Annotated in this window: 14 protein-coding genes; 5 read left to right on the forward strand and 9 right to left on the reverse strand. The window is 68.9% G+C overall.

Features of this window, described 5'->3' with window-relative positions; all coding sequences use genetic code 11:
- Window positions 1-6 precede the first annotated feature (6 nt).
- On the forward strand, window positions 7-567 hold the full coding sequence (locus tag ACZ466_RS37500; RefSeq protein ID WP_378288722.1) for a DUF4365 domain-containing protein: 561 nt from the start codon (window positions 7-9) through the stop codon (window positions 565-567).
- Window positions 568-590: 23 nt separating this feature from the next.
- Window positions 591-1,700, forward strand: a complete 1,110-nt coding sequence (locus ACZ466_RS37505) for a hypothetical protein (protein WP_464041834.1) — start codon at window positions 591-593, stop codon at window positions 1,698-1,700.
- Here the strand turns inward: ACZ466_RS37505 and drmC are convergent.
- The 3 genes from drmC to drmA are packed head-to-tail and all read right to left on the reverse strand — an operon-like array spanning window position 1,681 to window position 7,906.
- Window positions 1,681-2,502 carry a DISARM system phospholipase D-like protein DrmC gene (gene drmC, locus ACZ466_RS37510; protein ID WP_378288726.1) on the reverse strand — a complete coding sequence of 274 codons (822 nt, stop codon included), beginning with the start codon at window positions 2,500-2,502 and terminating at the stop codon, window positions 1,681-1,683. The genes ACZ466_RS37505 and drmC overlap by 20 nt on opposite strands.
- Window positions 2,499-4,346, reverse strand: coding sequence for a DrmB family protein (drmB, locus tag ACZ466_RS37515; RefSeq protein WP_378288728.1), 1,848 nt, complete (start codon window positions 4,344-4,346; stop codon window positions 2,499-2,501). Before drmB ends, drmC begins: the two co-directional genes overlap by 4 nt.
- On the reverse strand, window positions 4,343-7,906 hold the full coding sequence (gene drmA, locus ACZ466_RS37520) for a DISARM system helicase DrmA (protein ID WP_378288731.1): 3,564 nt from the start codon (window positions 7,904-7,906) through the stop codon (window positions 4,343-4,345). The genes drmB and drmA overlap by 4 nt, the downstream gene beginning before the upstream one ends.
- 155 nt (window positions 7,907-8,061) lie before the next feature.
- Between drmA and ACZ466_RS37525 the strand changes: the two genes are divergently transcribed.
- A complete protein-coding gene (locus ACZ466_RS37525; RefSeq protein WP_378288733.1) occupies window positions 8,062-8,526 on the forward strand; it encodes a hypothetical protein in 465 nt (154 codons plus the stop codon).
- Window positions 8,523-8,888: a hypothetical protein gene (locus tag ACZ466_RS37530; RefSeq protein ID WP_378288735.1), complete on the forward strand. Its 366-nt coding sequence runs from the start codon at window positions 8,523-8,525 to the stop codon at window positions 8,886-8,888. Before ACZ466_RS37525 ends, ACZ466_RS37530 begins: the two co-directional genes overlap by 4 nt.
- Before the next feature lie 72 nt (window positions 8,889-8,960).
- Here ACZ466_RS37530 and ACZ466_RS37535 read toward each other — a convergent pair whose 3' ends face one another.
- The 4 genes from ACZ466_RS37535 to ACZ466_RS37550 form a co-directional block, all read right to left on the reverse strand.
- Window positions 8,961-9,350: a FliH/SctL family protein gene (locus ACZ466_RS37535; RefSeq protein WP_378288737.1), complete on the reverse strand. Its 390-nt coding sequence runs from the start codon at window positions 9,348-9,350 to the stop codon at window positions 8,961-8,963.
- A gap of 344 nt (window positions 9,351-9,694) precedes the next feature.
- Window positions 9,695-10,309 (reverse strand): restriction endonuclease, encoded by a 615-nt coding sequence (locus tag ACZ466_RS37540; RefSeq protein WP_378288739.1) that lies wholly within the window; start codon window positions 10,307-10,309, stop codon window positions 9,695-9,697.
- Window positions 10,310-10,377: 68 nt separating this feature from the next.
- Window positions 10,378-10,587 carry a DUF397 domain-containing protein gene (locus ACZ466_RS37545; RefSeq protein ID WP_378288741.1) on the reverse strand — a complete coding sequence of 70 codons (210 nt, stop codon included), beginning with the start codon at window positions 10,585-10,587 and terminating at the stop codon, window positions 10,378-10,380.
- Window positions 10,584-11,519, reverse strand: coding sequence for a helix-turn-helix domain-containing protein (locus tag ACZ466_RS37550; RefSeq protein ID WP_378288743.1), 936 nt, complete (start codon window positions 11,517-11,519; stop codon window positions 10,584-10,586). The genes ACZ466_RS37545 and ACZ466_RS37550 overlap by 4 nt, the downstream gene beginning before the upstream one ends.
- A 47-nt stretch (window positions 11,520-11,566) precedes the next feature.
- Here ACZ466_RS37550 and ACZ466_RS37555 point away from each other — a divergent pair, with 47 nt between their 5' ends.
- A complete protein-coding gene (locus ACZ466_RS37555) occupies window positions 11,567-11,803 on the forward strand; it encodes a hypothetical protein (RefSeq protein ID WP_464041835.1) in 237 nt (78 codons plus the stop codon).
- A 447-nt stretch (window positions 11,804-12,250) separates the two neighbouring features.
- Here ACZ466_RS37555 and ACZ466_RS37560 read toward each other — a convergent pair whose 3' ends face one another.
- A complete protein-coding gene (locus tag ACZ466_RS37560; protein WP_378288745.1) occupies window positions 12,251-16,411 on the reverse strand; it encodes an Eco57I restriction-modification methylase domain-containing protein in 4,161 nt (1,386 codons plus the stop codon).
- A complete protein-coding gene (gene drmD / locus ACZ466_RS37565) occupies window positions 16,411-19,626 on the reverse strand; it encodes a DISARM system SNF2-like helicase DrmD (protein ID WP_378288747.1) in 3,216 nt (1,071 codons plus the stop codon). Before drmD ends, ACZ466_RS37560 begins: the two co-directional genes overlap by 1 nt.
- Window positions 19,627-19,672: the final 46 nt, after the last annotated feature.

Here is a 19,672-nt window from a genome sequence, read left to right on the forward strand (position 1 = left end):
CAAAAGATGAGTCAGTGCTCGGCGTGGCGTCGAGAAGATGGCGGGAGGTCGGTTCTGCCGCTCGACCATGACAACCATCAGGGCCATTACGCCGAGCAGTACGTCCGGGTGCTCGCGGCCGCGGTCGGCCTGCAGATCCAGAAGCCCGAACCGGACTGCGACGGGATCGACTTCGGCATCCGCTATCCCGGTGCCCGTAGCACGATCTATCTGCCGCAGATCGACGTCCAGGTGAAGTCGTGGCGTACCCCTCAGGGGAATTCGGACAATTGGCGCTATCCGCTCAAGATTGCTCATTTCAATCAGCTGGCCGGCGCCTTCGACATGCCCCGTTATCTCATCCTGGTCGTGGTGCCGGATGATCCCGCCGAGTACACCGAGGTCACCGGGACGGGCCTGACCTTGCGATGGGGCGCATACTGGGAGGGCTATCACGGGATCCATCCGATTCTCGATCGTCCCCGAGAGAAGAAGATCACAGTCGACGTTCCGAAGGCGAACCTCCTCACCGCGAAGTCGCTGCTGAGCCTCATGATCAGGCCGGGTGTGGGAGGGGTGGCGCCGTGACCGCGCGGTCTGATGAGGAGTACATGGCCGTCCTCGGCCGAGTGCCCCTGCGCGACGTGGAGGCATACCTCTCCAATGGCGGTTGGGAAGAGGCCGAGCGGATCGGTGGATCCACCCTCTGGGCGCTCACGCATGCAGGCGAAGACCGTGAGGTGGTCGTTCCCGGGGACGAAACCGCTCGCGACTACGTCCTGCGCATGGTCAATCTGCTTCAGGTCCTGTCAGAGACAGAGGACCGGCCCAGGCCGCAGATCCTGCGCGATCTCACGACCGTCAGCGTCGATCGCCATTACGTGCGCACCCACCCGGGAACACCACCCGGAACGATCTCGGTGGCGGACGGGCTCCAGACGGTCGACGGCATCCGCGAACTGCTCATCGTGGGCGCGTACGCGGTGGTCGCCGATCCCGTCCTGGTCCTGCCCCGACGCAAACCGCACCGGGTGGAGGAGTTTCCGAAGCGAGCACGGCTCGGGCCGTCCTCCGAGGGCAGCTACGTCCTTTCCGTGGAGGTTCCTCTCGACGAGGACGACGGGCTGTTCGCCGTCGACCAGCCGTTCGGGCGCAGAGCGATGCTGCGGCTCTACGACGCCGTGCGCGCGGCGCACTCGGCGGCGGGGGAGGCGCTCGACAGGTCGGAGCTGAGCCCGTTCACCGAACGCGTCGGCGAGGGGATCTCCGCGAATCTGTGCCGTGCCCTCTCCCGGTTCGGGGGAGCCGAGCAGGACCATCCGTTCGAGCTGCGCTTTTCCTGGGCGTTGTCCCTGCCGACAGGGGTTCGAACACCGCCGATCCGGTTCGATGAGGCGCAGGTGTCGGTGCTCGCCCAAGCCGAGGAGGACCTCGACGACGGCAGAATGCGCGACGAGCGGGTCGAGGTCACCGGCAAGATCTGGCGGACCGAACGTGATCGGCCGACGGAGCCCGGCTGGGTGGTGATCAAGGGTGTGGCGGCCACCAGGGACAAACGGATGCGCCGACTGATCTGGGTACGGCTCCATCCCGATTTGTTCAACCTGGCGCTGCGGGCCGCCGAGTACGGGGCGACGGTCCGGGCGGCGGGCGTGCTGGCCCGCAGCCGTAAGCGGACCGAGCTCCGGTCCCTGACCTCGTTCACGATCGAGGACGGCTAGCGCGCGGCACCGGTTCGAGAGGCCCCTCTCCGGGCCGCATCAGTGATCGGAAGTGGCGGACGATGCGGCCGACGGCGTCCGGGTCACGGACGGCCACGCCCAGTTCGATGTTGTGGGCGAGTGCCCGGTCGGTGAGGTTGGCGCTGCCCAGTACGGCGACCCGCTCGTCGGCGGCCACGAGCTTGGCGTGCATGGCCGCTCGCGCGCCGCGCACCATCGGGCGGCGGGGTGCCGGCCACGACCAGAACGTCACCGCGCCGCCGAGCGAGGCGAACGCGGCTTCCGCGCCGGTACCTCGCAGCGTGCCGCCGTCCGCTCGCCCGCTCTCCAGTACGAGATCGATACGGACTCCCCGGTGGACGGCCCGTTCCAGCTCGGCGAGCACGGCGGCGACCCCGAAGGCGGCGAAACTGACCACCAGCAGCGACCGCTCGCTTCCTCGGATCACCTCGGTGATGACCGAGCCGGTGAGCCGGACCGCGGTATCCGCGCCCAGGCTCACCGGCCCGCTGACCATGACATCGGTCTGGCGGGCGTGCTGTTCGGCATACGACGCGGCGCCGACCTCCAACGCGAGAGCGACCGCGGCCCCGGGTAGCGGGGGTCTGCCGGTCCGCCAAGCGGTGGCGAACCGCTCCACCTTGGCGGCGGCGACGGGGCCCGGCGTGGCTTCGATGAGCGTGGCCTCGACGCCCGGCCCGGGTAAGGACACCGAGCGTAAGATCCGCGCCCAGTCGGCCACGCAGCCGGGCGGCAGGTCGCGGGTCAGGTCCGCGATGACGGCCGCGAGCGGCGGGCTCACCGGGCCAGGAAACCGATGTCGGGGTCGGTCACCGTGTCCACGAGCAGGGCCCGATCCAGGTAGTGGTTGCCGCGCTCGCAGGACGTCTCGGCGGCGAACAGGCAGGCATGGCAGGCGGCGCCGTACAACCTGCCATGCACGCGTGGGTCGTGCTGTGCGCACAGCGGGTCGGAGCTGCAAAGACGAGCGGCCTCAAGGGCCTGACGGATCAGCGTGCCGAGCCGGTCGCGACGCCCCAGCGACACCAGCCCGCCCAGGGTGCCCTCACTGTCGGGAGCCGACGTGTACAGGAGAATGCCGGCCATCGGCCGGTCTCCGCCCCGCGCGTAGATCCGTTCGGCGATGCCCGAGGCGTTGTAGCCGCTCTCCAAGGCGAACTCGCGGATCAGCGCATGCGCGAAGGTGTGCAGCAGAAGGTAGCGCATGCCGGGCCACTGGCCTGGAGGAAGCTGACGTTGGCTTCTCCAGTCGTTGTGCGCGGGGCGCAGCATTCTGGCGCGCAGGCGGACGGGCTCCGACTCCTCCCAGTCCCGCAGCCGCTGCTCGTCGAAGCGCAGCAGGATGCCTTCGCCGCGGGTCTCCGCGCACGGTACCCACGTCGGCGCCTCCCGCGACAGGGGCACGCGACGGCCGCTGTCAGTGGCCTGCACATCCCATTCGGGAGCGTCGATGCGGGTGAAACCGTACAGGGCCGACACCCGACGGAGCCGCGACGCCAGCACCACCTCGCTCAGCCATGGACGGGCCTCGCTGGGGACGGGTTCCTTGCGAATGGTGAAGTCGGGAAGCTCGACCGGGTCCGGGCGGGTGAGGGCCTCCCACTCGGGGGTGTCGAGGTCCTGATCGTCGTCGTCGCCGTCGTCCTCGCCCTCCTCGGCACGGCGGACGATGGCCCGCCACACCTTGTCGATGTCGTACGACTCCAGCTCGGGCCAGCACGCGAAACTGGGCAGCAGCGCCGTGGCCTGCTCCCTGGACAGGCTGGCCAGCAGGTTGAGCTGTGCCCAGTTCTCGGCGACCTTCTGCGCGATCTCGTCGTCTGCCCGCGGCAGCGTGAACGCCTGGAGCTGCATGGCGAACCAGCCGTTGGTCGCGCCCAGCCCGAGGGTGCGGGTCCTGGCCCCGCACTCGGAGAAACCGGCCAGATGGGGGTTGCGGCCCCGGCATGCGGGCAGGTTGCGCCATGCGTCCAAGCCGAACGCCTGCGCCATGGACCGCCGGACGTTGCGACCGCACGAGCACTCCACGTACACGTTGGCGGCCTCACCGGTGGTGCCGCGCTCGAGCAGGCGCAGCACATGCTCGCCCTCCTGCGGGACCCTCCCGCCGTGCACGTAGTACAGCCAGGGGAAGTCGTCGAGGTGGCCGCCCTCGCAGGCGAGCACGAAACGCGCCGGAACCACGGTGGGCCGACTGCCACCACGCCCCCGGCAGCCGTGGACGTACCGGATCCGTTCCGGCGAGAACGAATGCGGCAGCAGCTCGAACATGCTGCTCTCCACGGGGGCGAGCCGGTTGCAGCGCAGGTCGGAGCAGCGCAGCCAGCGCGGGAACAGCCGGACCGGCACCCCGACGCGCGTCCATTCGGCGAACGGGTCGGAGGTCTCGGGGATGTAGGGCGGTGTGCGCAGTGTCTCGACCTGTGGCCCGAGCTCGCGGCGGATCGCGGCCAGCAGGCGGTCCTCGCGGACGATGGTCGTCTTGGCCAGGTCCCAGTCGTCCAGTCCCGCGACGACGACCGACAGGTTGGGGAGGTCGGCGACCGCGCCGACGCCGTAGGTGTGCAGGAGCTGGTTGGGCCGCAGTTCCCCGACGCGCATGGGCTGCGGGGCGGGCATCGTCATCGGGGGCCCCCGTCCTGGTCATCCGGCCCGGAGGAGCCGGGGCCACCGTCACCGTCGTCGGCCTCGGCCACCGGAGCGTACGCGGGTTCGGTCGTGATCGACAGCCCGTCGTCCTCGGGGAGGAGCAGCAGCCGGACGCCGGGCTCCACGTCGCGGAGCGAGGTGGGGCAGGTCATCGCCACCCACGGGCCCTGCTCGGGGCGCCGCAGCAGCCCCACCACCTCGTCGGCGCGGCCCGGCGGGTGGTCGTAGGCGAGCCGCCGGCCGGGTATCAGCCGCTGGGCGTTCCAGTGGTCGAGGCGGGCGTCAAGGTGCTGCTCGACCGCGCGCCCCACCCTGTTGTCACTGGTCACATCCGCGGCGCGGCGCCCGAAATAGCGCACGACGTGGTCGGCCAGCGTGCCGTTGCGGTCGAACCAGGCCGCCTTCAGGTTGCCGTTGTAGTCCTCGGTCAGATCGCGGACCAGCGCCATGAGCACTCCGGTGAGCCCGCGGTCCACCGCCCGATCGGCGAAGGGGGTGACCGACAGCGCCTCCACGTGACGGTAGACGGTGCCGTGGAAGTACTCGAACGTCTCGAAGTGCGACAGGTCGCGGGGACGCGCCCAGTTGAAAACGGTGAACACCAGCCCGGGTGCCGCACGACCGACGCGGCTGGTCGCCTGGATGTACTCGGCGGTCGACTTGGGCTGCCCGGCCACCGTCATGACGCCCAGCCGGGAGACGTCCACCCCGACCGCGATCATGTTGGTGGCGAGCAGCACGTCGATCGGCCGCCGCTCGCCCCGCGCGCGGTTCGCCCGGAACGGGACCTTGAGATGCTCCAGGACGTCGGGGATGTCGGGCGACGACAGCCGGGAGGTGAGCTCCTTGGCCAGCGGGTCGAAGCGCCTGGCCAGGCCGCGCTCGTCGGCCCGCGCCAGGCGGGTGGACACGTCGTCCTCCACGAGCCTGCGCATGCCGCCGAGGTCGCGCAGGCTGTTGAAGTAGCCGACCAAGGTCATGTACGGGTCGGTGACCTCGTTCCCGCCGTACTTGTCGTGGAGCGCCTGTGCCGCCCCGAGCACCGACACGTACACCCGGATCAGCGTCGATTTCATCCGTACGCCGTGGGCGCAGATCCCTATGTAGCGTCGGCCCGGCCGATACCCCGGCGCGGTGGGAGTGGCAGGACGCTGCCGGGCGAAGAAGCTGTCGCCGATGTCGACGCCGGCCGGGGGGAACAGCTCGGTGCGCCGGTTGAACAGTGCCCCGATCTGCTTGCCCGCCCGGCGGATGGTCGCCGTGGAAGCGATGATCTTCGGGCGGACGCTCTCGCCGCCGTCCCGCTCCCAGGTCGCCAGCCGGTCCACCGCCGTCTCGTAGAGGCCCACCAGGGATCCGAGCGGGCCCGAGATCAGGTGGAGCTCGTCCTGGACGATCAGGTCGGGCGGGCGCAGCCGGCCGGTCGGCACGATCCGGGCGGCCGGGGCGTCCCCCTTGGCCGGGTGCGACGCGCTGCCCGACAGCTCCCAGTCGGCGGAACGGAGATCGTCGGTCACGTAGCCGTGCCGCTCGCACCGCCGCGACACCCGGCCGAACAGGGCGAGGGTCTCCCCGCGCCAGGCGAGCTGGGCGAACTTGTCCACGGTGCCGATGATCAGGCTGGGCAGCAGGCGGTAGATCTCCTCGTCGACCACCACGATCGGGATGCCCTCGCGGCCGCCGGCCATCCCGAACCGGCAGAACACGTCGGGGCAGATCACCAGCGTCCGGCGGCGGATCATGTCGACCTGGACGTCGCGGCCCGGCTCCAGCCTGGTGCCGCACCAGGGGCAGGAGGTCAGCTGGTGGGGGGAGCCCTGTGCCCGTGCCGGACCGCGCCGGTTGCCCTTGTGCTGCTTCAGCCACTCGGCGGCGTGGTCGGTGCGGTTGGGCGTCACCCCGGCGCCGACCCACAGGCCGATACGGAACGGCTCGCGGCCCCAGGTCCCCTCGTCGTCGGCGCGCAGCTTCTCGCATGCGCAGATCAGCGCGGTGGCCCGCTGGAACTGCTGGATCGTCAGCAGCCGCAGGGTGTAGCGCATCAGCACGGCCACGCCCGCGCCGGAGTCGGTGCCGCCCACCGGCGGCTGGAGCCGCCGGATCGCGAGAGTGAACGCGGTGAGGCCGAGGTAGGCCTCGGTCTTGCCGCCGCCGGTGGGGAACCAGAGCAGATCGGCCAGCGCCGAGTTGCCCGGGGCGCGCTCGGGGTGCGCGGGGTCGGCCAGCGCGGGCAGGTTCAGCAGCACGAACGCGAGCTGGAACGGGCGCCACCGGTGGTTGTCCGGGTCGTCGACCTCGGCGAGGGCGGTCTCCAGGGCGACGGAGTCGTCGACGCCGCGCCGGTCGGCCGCCATGGTGTGGATGCGCTGGAGGTACATCGCGCGGTTGGCGAATCCGAACGCGCGCCGGGCATGCGGATCGCCGAGGCGCTCGATGCCGTGCTGGATCCTCGTGGCGGCCAGCTCCGCCTTCTCGAGCGCGGCCTCGGCGTCGGAGCGGTGCCGCTCCAGCCTGCGGGCCGGGTCGTCGAGGTCGGCCCGGCGCCGTTCGATCCACCGGCGGTAGCCGGTGACCAGCGGTGTAAGCGCCGCCAGGAGCGCGGCGGGAGGACCGTCGGCGAGCTCGGCGAGCCGTTTCATGTCGAGCTCGAGGTCGGCGAGCTCGGGAAGGTCGGGGTCGTCCTCCGCCTTCGGCACGTCGGTGTAGGGGATCTCGTATTCGGGCACGGCCGCCGTGGTGATCTCGACGGCGCGCATGGGGTCATCGGGGGACTGGGTCACGTGGACGCCGGTGCCATGCCCGACAGCGAACTCCGGATGGAAGCGGTAGGCCATGCCCAGGCGGTTCTGCTCGGCCTTGTCGGCGTCGTCGCCGCCGCTGGCCCTGTCCGGCCGGGGCAGGAAAGGCGCGGACCCGCCGGGCGCCCGCACGGTGATCGAGGCCTGGAACAGCCACGCCGAGTCGGGAAGCCGCTGGGGCCTGGGCTGGCCGTTCACCAGGAAGATCGATACCAGCCAGTGCCCGTCCAGGCGACGGGCTCGGCCCTGCACGGTCACCTGCGGCAGCGCATCGATCACCGGTTCCGGGTCGAGCGTGCCCTCGCGGAGCTTCAGTGAGACCTCGCCGTGCTCAGGGATACGACGCCAGACCGGCCCGGCCGCGTCGTCGTCCTCCGCGTGCACCCGCTCGTAACGGGCCCACTCGGCGGCGACGGGCACCTCGTCGAGCTCGCCGTCGATGTAGACCGTGCAGCCCAGCGAGGACGGTGCCAGGCTCACGATGTTGGGAGCGCTCGGCTCGGTCTGGTCCTCTCCGAGATCGGCGCCGTCGGCGTCGGCGGTGTCGTCCTGCTCGTCCGGCTCGATCACCGTGCCGTCGGGGGCCAGCCTCCCCAGCACGTAACGATCGGTCGGCCGCTCCCGGAACTCCTCGAACTCCCCGGCCAGCGGACCGTGCAGATCCTTGATCACAAGTCGCTGCAACTCGTCGCGGATCACGGCGGGGTCGGGGGCCCTCAGCACCGTCTCGTCAGTCACAGCGCCACCCTAGACGCCGCCACCGACACCCGCCCCGTGTCTGAGAGTCGGCCGCCGATCGCGCGTGCACACGAGAACGCGGTGGCCTTTCGGCCCACTCGAGAGTGTTGCACTAGTGATGCACTAAGAGTGCATCGGGTGCTAGAGTGGAGAGCATGAGCACGAGAACCTTCCCGTTCAGCACCCTTGTCCGTGAGCGCGGTGAAGTGTTCACCGCCGTGGACAACGCCGATGTCCTTCTGGAGCGGCGTGACGCCGAAAACGTGTGGCTGATTCGCGATGAGCGCTACCAGGCCGCTCAGGACGCGCTGCTCACCCTCGCTCGGTCGATGGCGATCGTTGCCCGCGCCAACCGTGAACTGGCCGAGGAAGCTCTCGCTCAGGACCTGCCCTGGCTGACCTGGCTGCCCGAGGCGGAAGGCCCGCAATGCGTTCGTGAACTTCTCGACCACCTGGTGGCCGGCGCCGACACCGGCGAGCTGCTGCCCTACGCGCGGGCCAAGCGCTCCTGGAAATCAACGGCGATCGCCTGGAGCGACCCCGAGACCGCCCGCGCCCTGCGTCGGCCGTTGCCTGGAGACGGGCCGGTCCTGTTTCCCCCTCCGGTCGACGCCGAATGAGTGCTCCCAAGCGCGGCGACGAACTCCATCCGCCCGCCGAATGGTCTCTCGTCGCAGCTGATAACGCGGTGGGAAGGGCTTGGAGGCAACTGTGCAATCAGGTTCCCGGCAATGTGCGGCGAGCGTGGTTCGACATCGTTGATGAGCCACGTGCCACCACGCCACGGCAGCACCGGCTCAGCGGCTCTCTCGGCACAGCGAACGTCAAGGGAGAGATCTTCGAGCAGTGGCAGTACGAAGTCACCGGGGGCGGGCGCCTCTGGTATGCCATCGACGACGCCGCGTCGACCATTTGGCTGACCATGGTCGCTGCCGGGCATCCGAAGCAGACCGAGCGCCGCAACAGGCACGGGCGGCGATAGCGCGGCCCCGTCAATGCGCGGCGGCGTGGCTCAGCGCCGCGCGGGCGGGGGACGGTGGCGGATCTCGCCCGGTCAGCCGTGGTCTCGCGGCGCCCGGCCGATGATGGTCGCTAGCTCGCCCCGGTAGGTGATGCCCAGGCGGGTCACCACTCCCCGCGTCGGCCCCGGACCGTTCTTGACCCGGCTGACATAGTTTTCGGGCAGCAGCACGTGATCACCCACTTCGAGGGGTTCGGCTCCGCGCCACAGGTAGGCGTAACCGTCGACCTCGACCGCCTGACCCCCGTCGACCTCGTGGACGCGCGTCGCGTCGTCGAGTTTCTGCTCGAGTTCCTTGACGCGGCGCTCCAGCCACTCGACCTTGAGATCGGCGGCTCCGGAAGTGCTCTCGCGCCCTTCCTCGTAGCCCTCGCGGTAACCTCTGCGGTGCGCCTCCGCCAGCTCGCGCTCATGGTCCGTCACATGGGTGCCGCAGGCGACGTTCGCTCCGTATACCGGGTTCTTGCAGGGCGTCCCGGAGCGAGTGGGACGGCCGCAGGTCCGAACGTTCTCCGTGCTCACGTGTGCATTTCCCCCTGATCCTCATGGCAAGGCGAGGCCGCGCCGAGCACGACTCGCCACCGACCGTTTCGCATCAGGCGTCGCGCTTTCGGTCGAGCCGGAATGTAGCGATGAAAGGGTGCGGCCATCCATGATGGAATACCATCCGCGAACCCATGCCCTTGCACGGGTCCTTGAAAGAGACCGCAACCGGCCAGCGACATGATCAGCCGCGAGTGTCGATACCCGGGCTTCGAGGTCGTCGCTCAGAGCACGAGTTCCCGGCCATCGAGCCAACCGGCCAGCGTCGCCCGATTCACCAGGGTCATGTGACCGCGCGCCTCTGCCTGCGCCTGCTCGGAGAAATAGTTGTTGGTGACGAACACGCCCGCATGGTCGCGGTAGGTGCAGACCAGCGCTCCGGCCAGCTCGCGCACCTGTGAAGGGAACACCTTGTCCTTCTTCCGCTTGCACTGAACGGCGACCCGGCGCCCGTCAGGGGTGAGCGCGGTGATGTCCACGCCCCTGTCGCCGCTGCCTCCGAGGATCCTGACCGAGCGGAAACCGTCCCGGCGGAGAAGCTCGGCCGTGAGCTCCTCGAACTCCGGACCGGTCATGACGTCCACCTGGTCGAGCCGGGCGAGCATCTGGAGCTGCCATCGGCGCTGTTCGGCCTCGTGGTGGCGATGGTAGAGGTACGCGCCGGTGCCGCCGACGAGAAGCGCGAGGACGGAGAGGAACTGAAGGATCCCGACCCAGTGCCGGGCTACCAAATACACCAGTCCGGTCGTGAACGCGCCGGCTGCCAGCGCGCCGACACTCAGACCCACGAGGCGCAGAGCGGACTGGAACGGGGAAGGAGCGGGGGGTGTACCGTCCATGGGACCTCCGTGTCATCCAGCGATGTACGCAGGATGACACGGGCCCCTGACATTTCGGTGCCGCTCGGTCAGATCAGGTCGAGGCGCCCGCTCTTGACGCGCTGGGAGAACGCGTGCCATGCCACGGCCCCGAAGAGCAGCTTCGGCCCCTCGGGATCCTTCGAGTCCCGCACCGCCACAGCGGGCGCAACCTCCGCCACTTCCACGCACTGCCCGCCGTGGCCATCCGTGTAACTGCTCTTGCGCCACCGCACGGCCGAGAAATCTACCTCGCTCATAGGCTCTCCATGATCGACTTGATCAGCAGTAGTGACTGCTCGACGGGCAGCGCCTGCCCACGAATCAAGTCGTACCCTATGTGGAAGTTGGCGACGTTGGAGCTTTCCTCGATCACTTGCCCCACCCCAGCAGCCTCGATGTAGGCGGCGTTGGGACGGTTCCCGAAGCCCAAGATGGTGAAGCTGCCGCATGATCCGGCGTATCCGCCCGTCTTCTCTGGTACGACCTGGAGCATGACGTTGGGGCGATGAGCCACCTTAATCATGTGTTCGAGTTGATTCCGCATCACCTCGATGTCGCCCAGGACGGTTCGGAGTGCGTGCTCGTCCACCGTCACCAAGAGCCGGGGCGGCTTCTGGCGCTCGAGGATCGACTGGCGCTCCATGCGCGCTGCTAGAAGGGGCTCGACGTCCTCCGGTTGCTGGACGGTGAGGAACACCGCTCGTGCGTAGTCCTCGGTCTGGAGGAGCCCAGTGATCAGAAGGGCTTCAAATATATGCATCGAGGATGCCTTCTGCTCCAACTCGGCGAACCGGGGGAAGTTCGGCGGCACCTTGGGACGCTTGAGTTCGCGCTCGTGTGCTTCCACGAGCCGGACGAACATGCCTTCGGTCTTGAAGTAGGTGTCGAGGTCTTCGGCGAACTCGGGGGAGGGCTTCTCGTTGCCGAGCTCGACCGCGCCGATCCACTGCGGGGTGTAGCCGATGGCCTCGCCGAGCTGTGCCATCGACAGGTCTGCCGCCTCGCGCAGGCGGCGCAGCTCGGCGCCGAAGTACGTGAGAAGCGAGTGCGGGTGGAGCTGACGTCCGTGCCGGGGCATGGGGGGACCTCCCGGAATGATCACGGCGACGGAACGCTCCTTGACGCGAGCCACCGGCGCCTGGTGACGACTTGAGATCGGTTTGTAGCTGAGAGTAACTCGACTCGGCATGCTGGTCTCCTCAATCGGTCAAGAAGAACCAGGAGAGGTATCCCGCGATGGGTGACGGCACGAACTGTGAAGATCGAGAGCTTGCGGGACTGCGCGCGGAGTTCACCGGACATCGGATCTGGCGATCGGTCCGTTTCGATGGGCGGTTGGGCGACTGGGTGGCCACACTCCATGACCCCGGAGCCGGCGTCGACCCGACCGTCATCTGTTCCACGGCGGATGAACTTCACGCGGCGCTGAAGGGTGAACGCACACGCGCCCAAGTCAAGGTATGGACCCGGTGAGGCTGGGCGAATGAGTCGTCCAGGCCGTCACCGCAGTGGGACGTGGCACTGGCGGCGGCGCTCCCTATGGGGGAGGAAGGGCCGTGCGAAGGTTGGGACTCCCCCTGTACCCGTCGTCCGCGCGGCCGCTCTGCCGGCAACAGCCCACCTTGATCGGCTCGCCCTCGCTCTCTGCGATGCTGGCTGGACGTGCGCACGCCGCTACGTCGATGACCGTCCGTTGCTGCGCGTCTTCGACGAGCGCCTGACCTGGCTGGGGGAGAGCGTCACTGTCGTGCCGGGACCGACCAGCATTCCCACGTTCCCTGTCTTGTGGTTCCGGTCCTCCACTGGTGCGCTGCTCGCCCCGTGCACGGACGTGGAGTCGGCTGCCGAGCAAGTCCACATGCTCCTCGCGTCATGGGTGGCGATGGTGTTCTCGAACGCCGACCCACGGTGATCAAGAGGTCAGAAAAGCGCGTCCGGCGGCGCAAAAAGGCCATCACCGACATCTTCGGTGGTCTTGAGCGTCGCCGGACGCGCGGGCTTCCGGCTCGACTTGCGACGCGGCTTGTTGTGCAGGCCCTTCCGCTCCTCCTGCTTGTACCGGTAGTGGTTCAGCGCCAGCAGTTTGTCAAGGACATCAAGCTGAGCCTGCGGACTGATCGTGAACCGCACGCCCTGGCGAGTTTCATGGAACCCATGCCCCAGATCGATCTCCCGCCAGGACGGCAGCGGCGCCGCCGCTATCCGAGCCTCAAACTCGCGGATCTCCGGCTCCTGCTCCTCGTCCAGCGCGTACGCCTCCCGCACTGCCTCATCAACCTCAACATGAATCTCCCGCAACCGAACAATGTCCTCGTCTTGCACGGATACATTGTGAACGAGATTGTAGATAGCGGTCAGTCCTGGATGTGTTTCTCGCCGCTGTTTCATTATTTCTCGCCGGAATGAATGCAGTGACTCGCCAGCTTGGTCCATCGACTCTGAAAGAGTGGGTTGTGGGAAAGTTTCAAAACCGTCGGAGGGAGTGTAGCGGGCATCTGTGCGTAGGGTGGACTGCCCTTTTGTCGTCCACCATATGAAGTGCATTGCACTGGATAGAAGGGAGAAGTCTGCATCGCGTTGCGTGGCAAAAACACCGAGCATATGTGAGAAAACCTGGCCAGTTTCCTGCCAGACAGGCAAACCCGTCTTGCTAACAAGGGCGATCGTCAAGACCCAGTCGAGTCCTTCAATAGCTTCTTGCAGGGTTGGAGCTCGTTCTGCATACTGCCACCAGCGCTCACGTCTGACTTTTCGCTTATTCTGTGCTCGGAACGGCTTTACTCTGCGTTCAACGATCTCAAACGGTTCCTTGTATGTTGTCGCGCGTTCCTCAGACCAGTCGTGAAAGTTGATGACCCAGCGGCGGGCGGACGAGTCCCAGTGTTGGTTAAGATCCTCGCCATTGAGATATGGGAACAATACGTCCTTGTTGTGCGGGTCGGTCTCGATGAGCTCTTCTGCCTGCTGGGGGTTGATTATGAAGCCCGCGCCAAGGACATTCGAGCCTTGAAACGCCTGCTCCTTGTTGGTGGCCAGGCGGTACGGGTTGCCAACGACGCGGGACACGGCATCCAGGGATGTGGTGATGGCGGGGACTTCGTTGCCGTCGAGGATGCGTTTCTCGCCTGACGCGGCATGGCCTGCCCACACCAGGGAGACCTCAAGGGAGGCGGTGCCGGGCCAGGGCTGAGACTTGATGGCGTGGTAGATGTCCCAGCCCCACTCGGTGGCTTGGTCTAGTCCGACCTCTCGGGTGTCACCTTGGGCGATGGTGTTCGTGGCGATGATGCCCGTCCGCCCGCTGGGTGCTAGAGCCAGGTCACGCAGCAAGAAGTAGGAACACAGGTCTGCGCTGCCCCGCTTGTCTCGGGCGATCCACTGGACGAGGAATTCGCGGACGTCGTCGCCGACGCTGCCGGTGAGTTTCTGGCCGCCGATGAAGGGCGGATTTCCTACGACGGCGTTGAAGCCGCCTCGGCGCATGACCTCGGGGAATTCCAACGGCCAGTGGAGGGGGCGGATGGGCTCGGGGCGCGTGCCCTTCAGCATGGGGGTGATGCGTTCGCGGGCTTCCTTCTCGGCCTGTTCGGCGTCGAAGGTTGGGTAGCCGTCCTCGTCCACCTCCAGCGCCTTCTCGACGAGGTCGGCGAGTTGGGTCAGGCGTTCCTCGAAGAGGTCGGAGGCGTCCTCGTCCTGCTCTTCCCAGTGGGGGCGGCGGTTGGACTTGGCGTCACCGGCGGCCGACAGGGCGGCGGCGACGACTGCGTCGGATGCCAGGCGGAGGCGGTCGGCGAGGCGTTCGGCCTGGCCGAGGAGGCGGGCGAGTTCCTCGCCGTGCTCGGCGTCGCGGACGGGCTGGGCCTCGATGCGTTCGCGGAGCTCCTGGACGCGGGTGAGCAGCGGGCCGGTGACCTCGCTGATCATGCCGGTGGTGCGGTTGTTGATGTACCGGCCGCGTTGCGGATCGAGGTGGTAGTTCTCGATCTGCGCCTCCGAGGTGAGGCCGATCAGGGAGTCGCCGCAGCGCAGGGCGTGGTCCAGGAACGAGAACGGCTTGTCCTTGGCGAGTGTGACCAGCCACAGCGACAACTTGGCCAGTTCGACGGCCATCTCATCGCGATCTACACCGTAAAGGCAGCCGGCCGCGACCCGGCGGCGTGCCTCCAGGAGGAGATCGTCGCGGTCGAAGTCGGGACCGACGGCTTCGATGACGTCGTCGGGCAGGCCGTCGCGTTCCCAAGCCTCCACGACACGGTCGCCCAGGTACCGGCAGGCCGACACCAGGAACGCGCCCGAGCCCATCGCGGGGTCGAGGACCTTCAGCTTGAGCAGCTCCGGTGCCGCTTTGGCGCTCCAGGACGGGCGGTCGGCGCCCTCGGCGGGGCCAGGGGAGAAGCACAGCGGCGCGAGGGTGTGCTCCACGACCTCCTCGGCCAGGGACCTCGGCGTGTAATGGGTGCCGGTGGCGCGGCGGTCCCCGACCTTGTCGATGATGAGGGACCCGGCCGGGTGCACGACGGGCCGGCCGCGCAGATCCGGTCGGAGCAGGCCCCAGAACGGGCGGACCCTGGAAGCGAGCTCGCGGTCGTTGTCGCACGCGGCGTCGAGTTGGCCGAGGGCGTCTGGGTCAGGTTCGGCGGCAAGGCCCTTGCGGCGCTTGGCCTGGGTCGCTCCGCTCTTGCCTCCCAGCCAGTCATCGAAGTCCTCGCCCTGGGACGACTCTTCCACGTCGGCGAGGGGAACGGTCGCGTTCAGGGCGCCGATCAGGCTGATGTGCGGTTCGGTGGTGCGGCGGCAGGAGTACTCCAGGAGCCCTTCGTAGACGTGGCCGATCTGCTCGACGTCCAAGCCCTTGTAGGAGAGGCGTTCGCCGCGTTGCTTGAGGATCAGCAGGGCTTCGAGGATGGCGTGCACGACCCGGTCGGTGACCGGTAGGCGCTCCAGCCAGTCATAGCGGTCCGGGTCGAACAACCCGCCGCCGTACGGCGGGATGCGCAGCGCGTTGTGCTCCGACCCGGCGTGCACGGCGCGGAACGTGGCGATCAGTCGGGGCCAGGCGGCCGCGCGGGTGTCGCCGAAGCCTTCGCCGGAGCGGCTCCGTTCGGCTTCGAGGAGGTCGAACAGCCCGCTCACCGAGTACGAGTGGTCGTACAGCTCGGTGCCGACCGGGACGAGCCGCGCCTCTTCGGCGTACAGGAGGAACACCAGCCGCATCATGACGGTCAGCGCGCCGCGGTAGGCGTCACGGGCCGGGATGTAGGCCAGCAGGGCGCCGTCGGATTCCCGGTCCAGGCGGCCCATCTCGCCGACGAGCAGTGCGACGGCGTCCCGCACCTGCTCGCCGAGGGTGTCGGTGACCTCGGCCTGCTTCTCGGCGCTGCGGGCGAACAGCGCGGCCAGGCTGGCCGAGTGCCCGCCGCCGTCGGGCAGGGTGGCGGGCGGGAGCACGCTGCGCGCCGACAGCAGGGTCGCGAAGGCGCGCAGCAGCTCGTCCTCCTCGAACCACAGGTCGGCGTCGAACGTGGCGACGGTGGGCGGCTCCCCAGGACGCGCGTGGACCAGCGTCCACAGCCGCCCGTTGGTGAGCAGCGCGAGAGGAGTGGCGCGGCGGCGGCACAGGTCGATCGCCTGCTCGACCGGGGAGGACGCCTGCTTGGTGGCCTTGGCGAGCGGCTCGTTCCACGGCCGCCGGTACAGCAGGAGCCGCTCGGCGCGACCGCCCTTGCCGTCCGGCCCGTACAGGACCGCGTCGGGGCGGGCGCGCCGGTCGGTAGGGCTCCAGGCGCGCAGGCCCTCTGGCAGCGCCGCACCTTCGGCGATGGCAGCGTCGGTACAACTCAGCAACTCGCTCAGGATCAGCTTGTACCAAGCGGGCAACAGCACCTGAGGCGACGCCTGGACCTCCTTCCACCCTTGCCGGACCCGTTCGAGGACAGGGCGCGGCACGGTGTCCAGCCCCTGGCCGAAGACGGAGGCCAGGACGGTCGCGGAGACGAACGGGCCGTCCGGCCGCAGCAGGCGGACCCATTCGGCGTGCTGCTGGGTGATCGAAGGGCCTTTGGGCTTTCTGCGCGGCGGCATCAGTGCGTGCTCCGGTGGGCGTGCTGGTGGGCGATCGCGGCGGGGACGAGAAAGGTGACGGCGGCGGGGAACCAGCGGGCGCGCGGTTTGGCGTACCGGCGCTCCAGGGCGCTGGTCTCGTGCTTGAGCTGCTCGGGAATCGCGGCGAGGCGGTCCCGCAGCGCCTGGTGATCGGCGCGCAGCTGCTCCTGCTCGATCTCGAACAGGCTGGGCTGCTCCCACTGGTCGTCGTCATCGAGCGTCGCGCGGATGGAATGCTGGAGCTCGGCCAGCACCTCCCGCATGGCCTGGACCTCCTCCTCGCAGCGGGCCGCCAGATCCGCGTCGAGTCGGCCCTTGCGCTGGTTGACCCGGGTGTCGAGAATCCGGGCGAGCCTCGGCTCGATCTCGGGCCACAGGCCGGTGAGGGTGTCCAGCAGGGGTTGGGGCGGTGTCTCGTCGGTGGCGGCGGCGAGCCACGCCTGGAGGTCCTCGGCCTTGACCCTGGTGAGGGCGCCGCCCTCGATGACGCCGCCCGCCAGCAGGATCTCCTCGTGCAGGCGGGTGCCCTCGGCACCGGTCATCACCACTCGGATGTGCGCGGCGACGGCCGGGGTGCGCAGGAGATCGCCGGGGACGACCCGGGCGGTGACCCGGGACAGGCCGGTGCGGCGGGCGACGCCGTGCGCCCCCGACCACAGCTCGGCGCGCAGCAGCCGCAGGCACATCTGCACCAGCCGGTTCCCCAGGTGCAGCAGGACGACGTCCGACCTCCCGGCGGCGGCGTCGCCGTCGAAGGTGACCACGCGCTCCTCGCCGGTCACCGGATGGTGCAGGCCGTCGTTGCGGGCGTCGGCCCACGACCCCGTCAGCGGCGGCACCCGGAAGCAGGCCCCGGTGAAACCGGGCGGCGCCGGGGCGTCGAGAAGATCCTTGTTGTGCTCGAGGCGGAGCGCGGTGCGCACGACCCGTTCGACCGTGGCCGGGGACAGGTTCAGCCGGGTGCGGCTGCCGGTGAGGGTGTCGGCGAGGCGCTGCAGATCCTGGGCCAGCTCGCGCTTCACCTTGAGCGCCGCCCTGCCCGCGCGCTGGGCGATCTCGGTGTCGGCGGTCTGCCAGTCGACCCGGCGGCCGAGCATCTTCTGCTCCACCTGGGCGGCGATGACGTCGCCGGCGCTGCCGAGATCCTCACGAATCTGCTCGACCTTGCGGGCGGCGACGTGGAGGAAGTAGAGCTCGTCCTCCAGCGAGCCGTTCGCGTAGCCGGCGTTCCCGGTCGTGTCCCACCCCTTCGGCACGAAATGCAGGACGTCGACGCGCGGGGACGGCTGCCCGTGCCGGTCGACGCGGCCGTTGCGCTGCTCCAGCCGGTTCGGGTTCCACGGGATCTCCCAGTGGACCAGCCGGTGGCAGTGGTTCTGCAGGTTGATGCCCTCGCTGGCGGCGTCGGTGGCGAGCAGGATCCGCACCTCGCCCCCGGGCAGGTCCGGGGACTCCTGGAAGACGTTCTTGATTCGTTCGCGATCCTTCGTGTCCTGGCCGCCGTAGAGCTGGGCGAGGCGCTCGGCCGGATACCCGGCGGCCAGGAGGCGTTCCCGCAGCCAGTGCTGCGTGTCGCGGTACTCGGTGAACACGATGACGCGCTCGCCGGTCCACGTTCCGTCCGGGTGCTTGAGGATGGGGTCGAGCCAGGCCCGGAAGGCCGCGAACTTGGCGTCCGTGCGGTCCTTGGCGTTGCCCGCCCAGTCCCGCAGCGCCACCAGGAGCTTGCGTTCGTCCGCGCTGAGCGGAGCGGTGACGTTGCGGACGGCGGTGAACGCGTCGTTCTCGGCCGTGGCGTAGGCGTCGTCCTCCTCGGAGGTCTCCTCCAGCCGGTCGATGAGCGGCTTCAGCACGCTCTGTCCCGCGGCCTTGGACGCTTGGCGCAGATGCTCCCCGCCGGCCTCCTTGGCGGCCATCGTCTCCAGATGGGTGCCGACCGTCTCGAAGAAGGCCTTCGGTGACGAGAACAGCCGCTTCTTCAGCAGGGTGGTGACGAAGTCGGCCGCGGCACGTCCAGCGTCCCCGTCGGCCGAATCACGGCGCGACCCGGCGTACTCCGCCAAGCGCTGATGCGCGTCACGCTCCTCCTTGGAGTAGTCGGCCTCCAGATATCCGGGCACGCGCTCCGGAAACCGCGCCGTGCCGTCCCATTTCGGCGGCAGGTCGCGCTTGAGCCGACGGACCATGATGCGTGCGAGCTGTTCATCGCTGGGAGGAACATTGCGTGCGAACCGCTGGTCGTCCAGCAGTTCCAGAAGGGCCGTCCACGATTCCTGGTATCCGTTGTGCGGGGTGGCCGACAGGAACAGGCGGTGCTCGCAGTGCGGGGCGAGCTCCTTGACGGCCCGGGTGCGCAGCGAGTCGACCGCGTAGCGCCCCCGGGTCGTCGGCGCGCACGTGTGGACCTCGTCCACCACCAGCATGTCGAACGTACGGGGATACTTGGGTGCATCAGGGAGCACGTCGCGCAGAAGCCGGCGGGGGCGTTCGCGCTTCAGCCAGTCGATGCTGACGATGAGCCGGGGATGGTGCGTCCACGGATTCACGTACAGCCCGCGGGACCGGCGCAGCCTCTTCAGCAACGCCGTGTCGAGGATCGTGAAATCGAGGCCGAACTTGTCGCGCATCTCGTCGCGCCACTGCAGGGTCAGCCCGGCGGGGCACACGATCAGCATTGTGCGTGCCCGGTGCCGGAGCGTCAGCTCCTGCATCACCAGCCCGGCCTCGATGGTCTTCCCGAGCCCGACGTCGTCGGCGATGAGCAGGTTGGTGCGCGGCATGGACAACGCCCGCACGACCGGGTCGAGCTGATAGTCGGCGATCTCGATACCGGAGCGGAACGGGGCCTGCAACACGGTTCGGTCGGCCGAGGCGATGGCGCCCCAGCGGACGGCGTCCAGGAAGGCGTCCAGCTGGCGCGGGTCGTCGTAACCGGCGGCGGGGGCCGGCAGGTCGTGCCGGTCGTGCGCGACCGCGCCCGGCTCGAGCTCCCAGATCACCCGCAACCGCTCGTCCCAGGCGTCGTCCTCGACGCTCACCAGGTCGACGAGGTGGGGAGCCCGCGCGGTGAGACCGCCGTCACGCCCGCCCATCGTCCCCTGGACCACGTCCGAGGCCACCCACACACGGTTGCGCACCGTCACCAGCTGCCCGGGTGCCGGCACGTCCCCGTCCTGGACGACCGTCTCGGTCATGCTCGCCCCATCCCCATATGTTCGCCCCGTTGTCAGACCCGGCCGA

The sequence above is a fragment of the Actinomadura rugatobispora genome, from assembly GCF_055379765.1.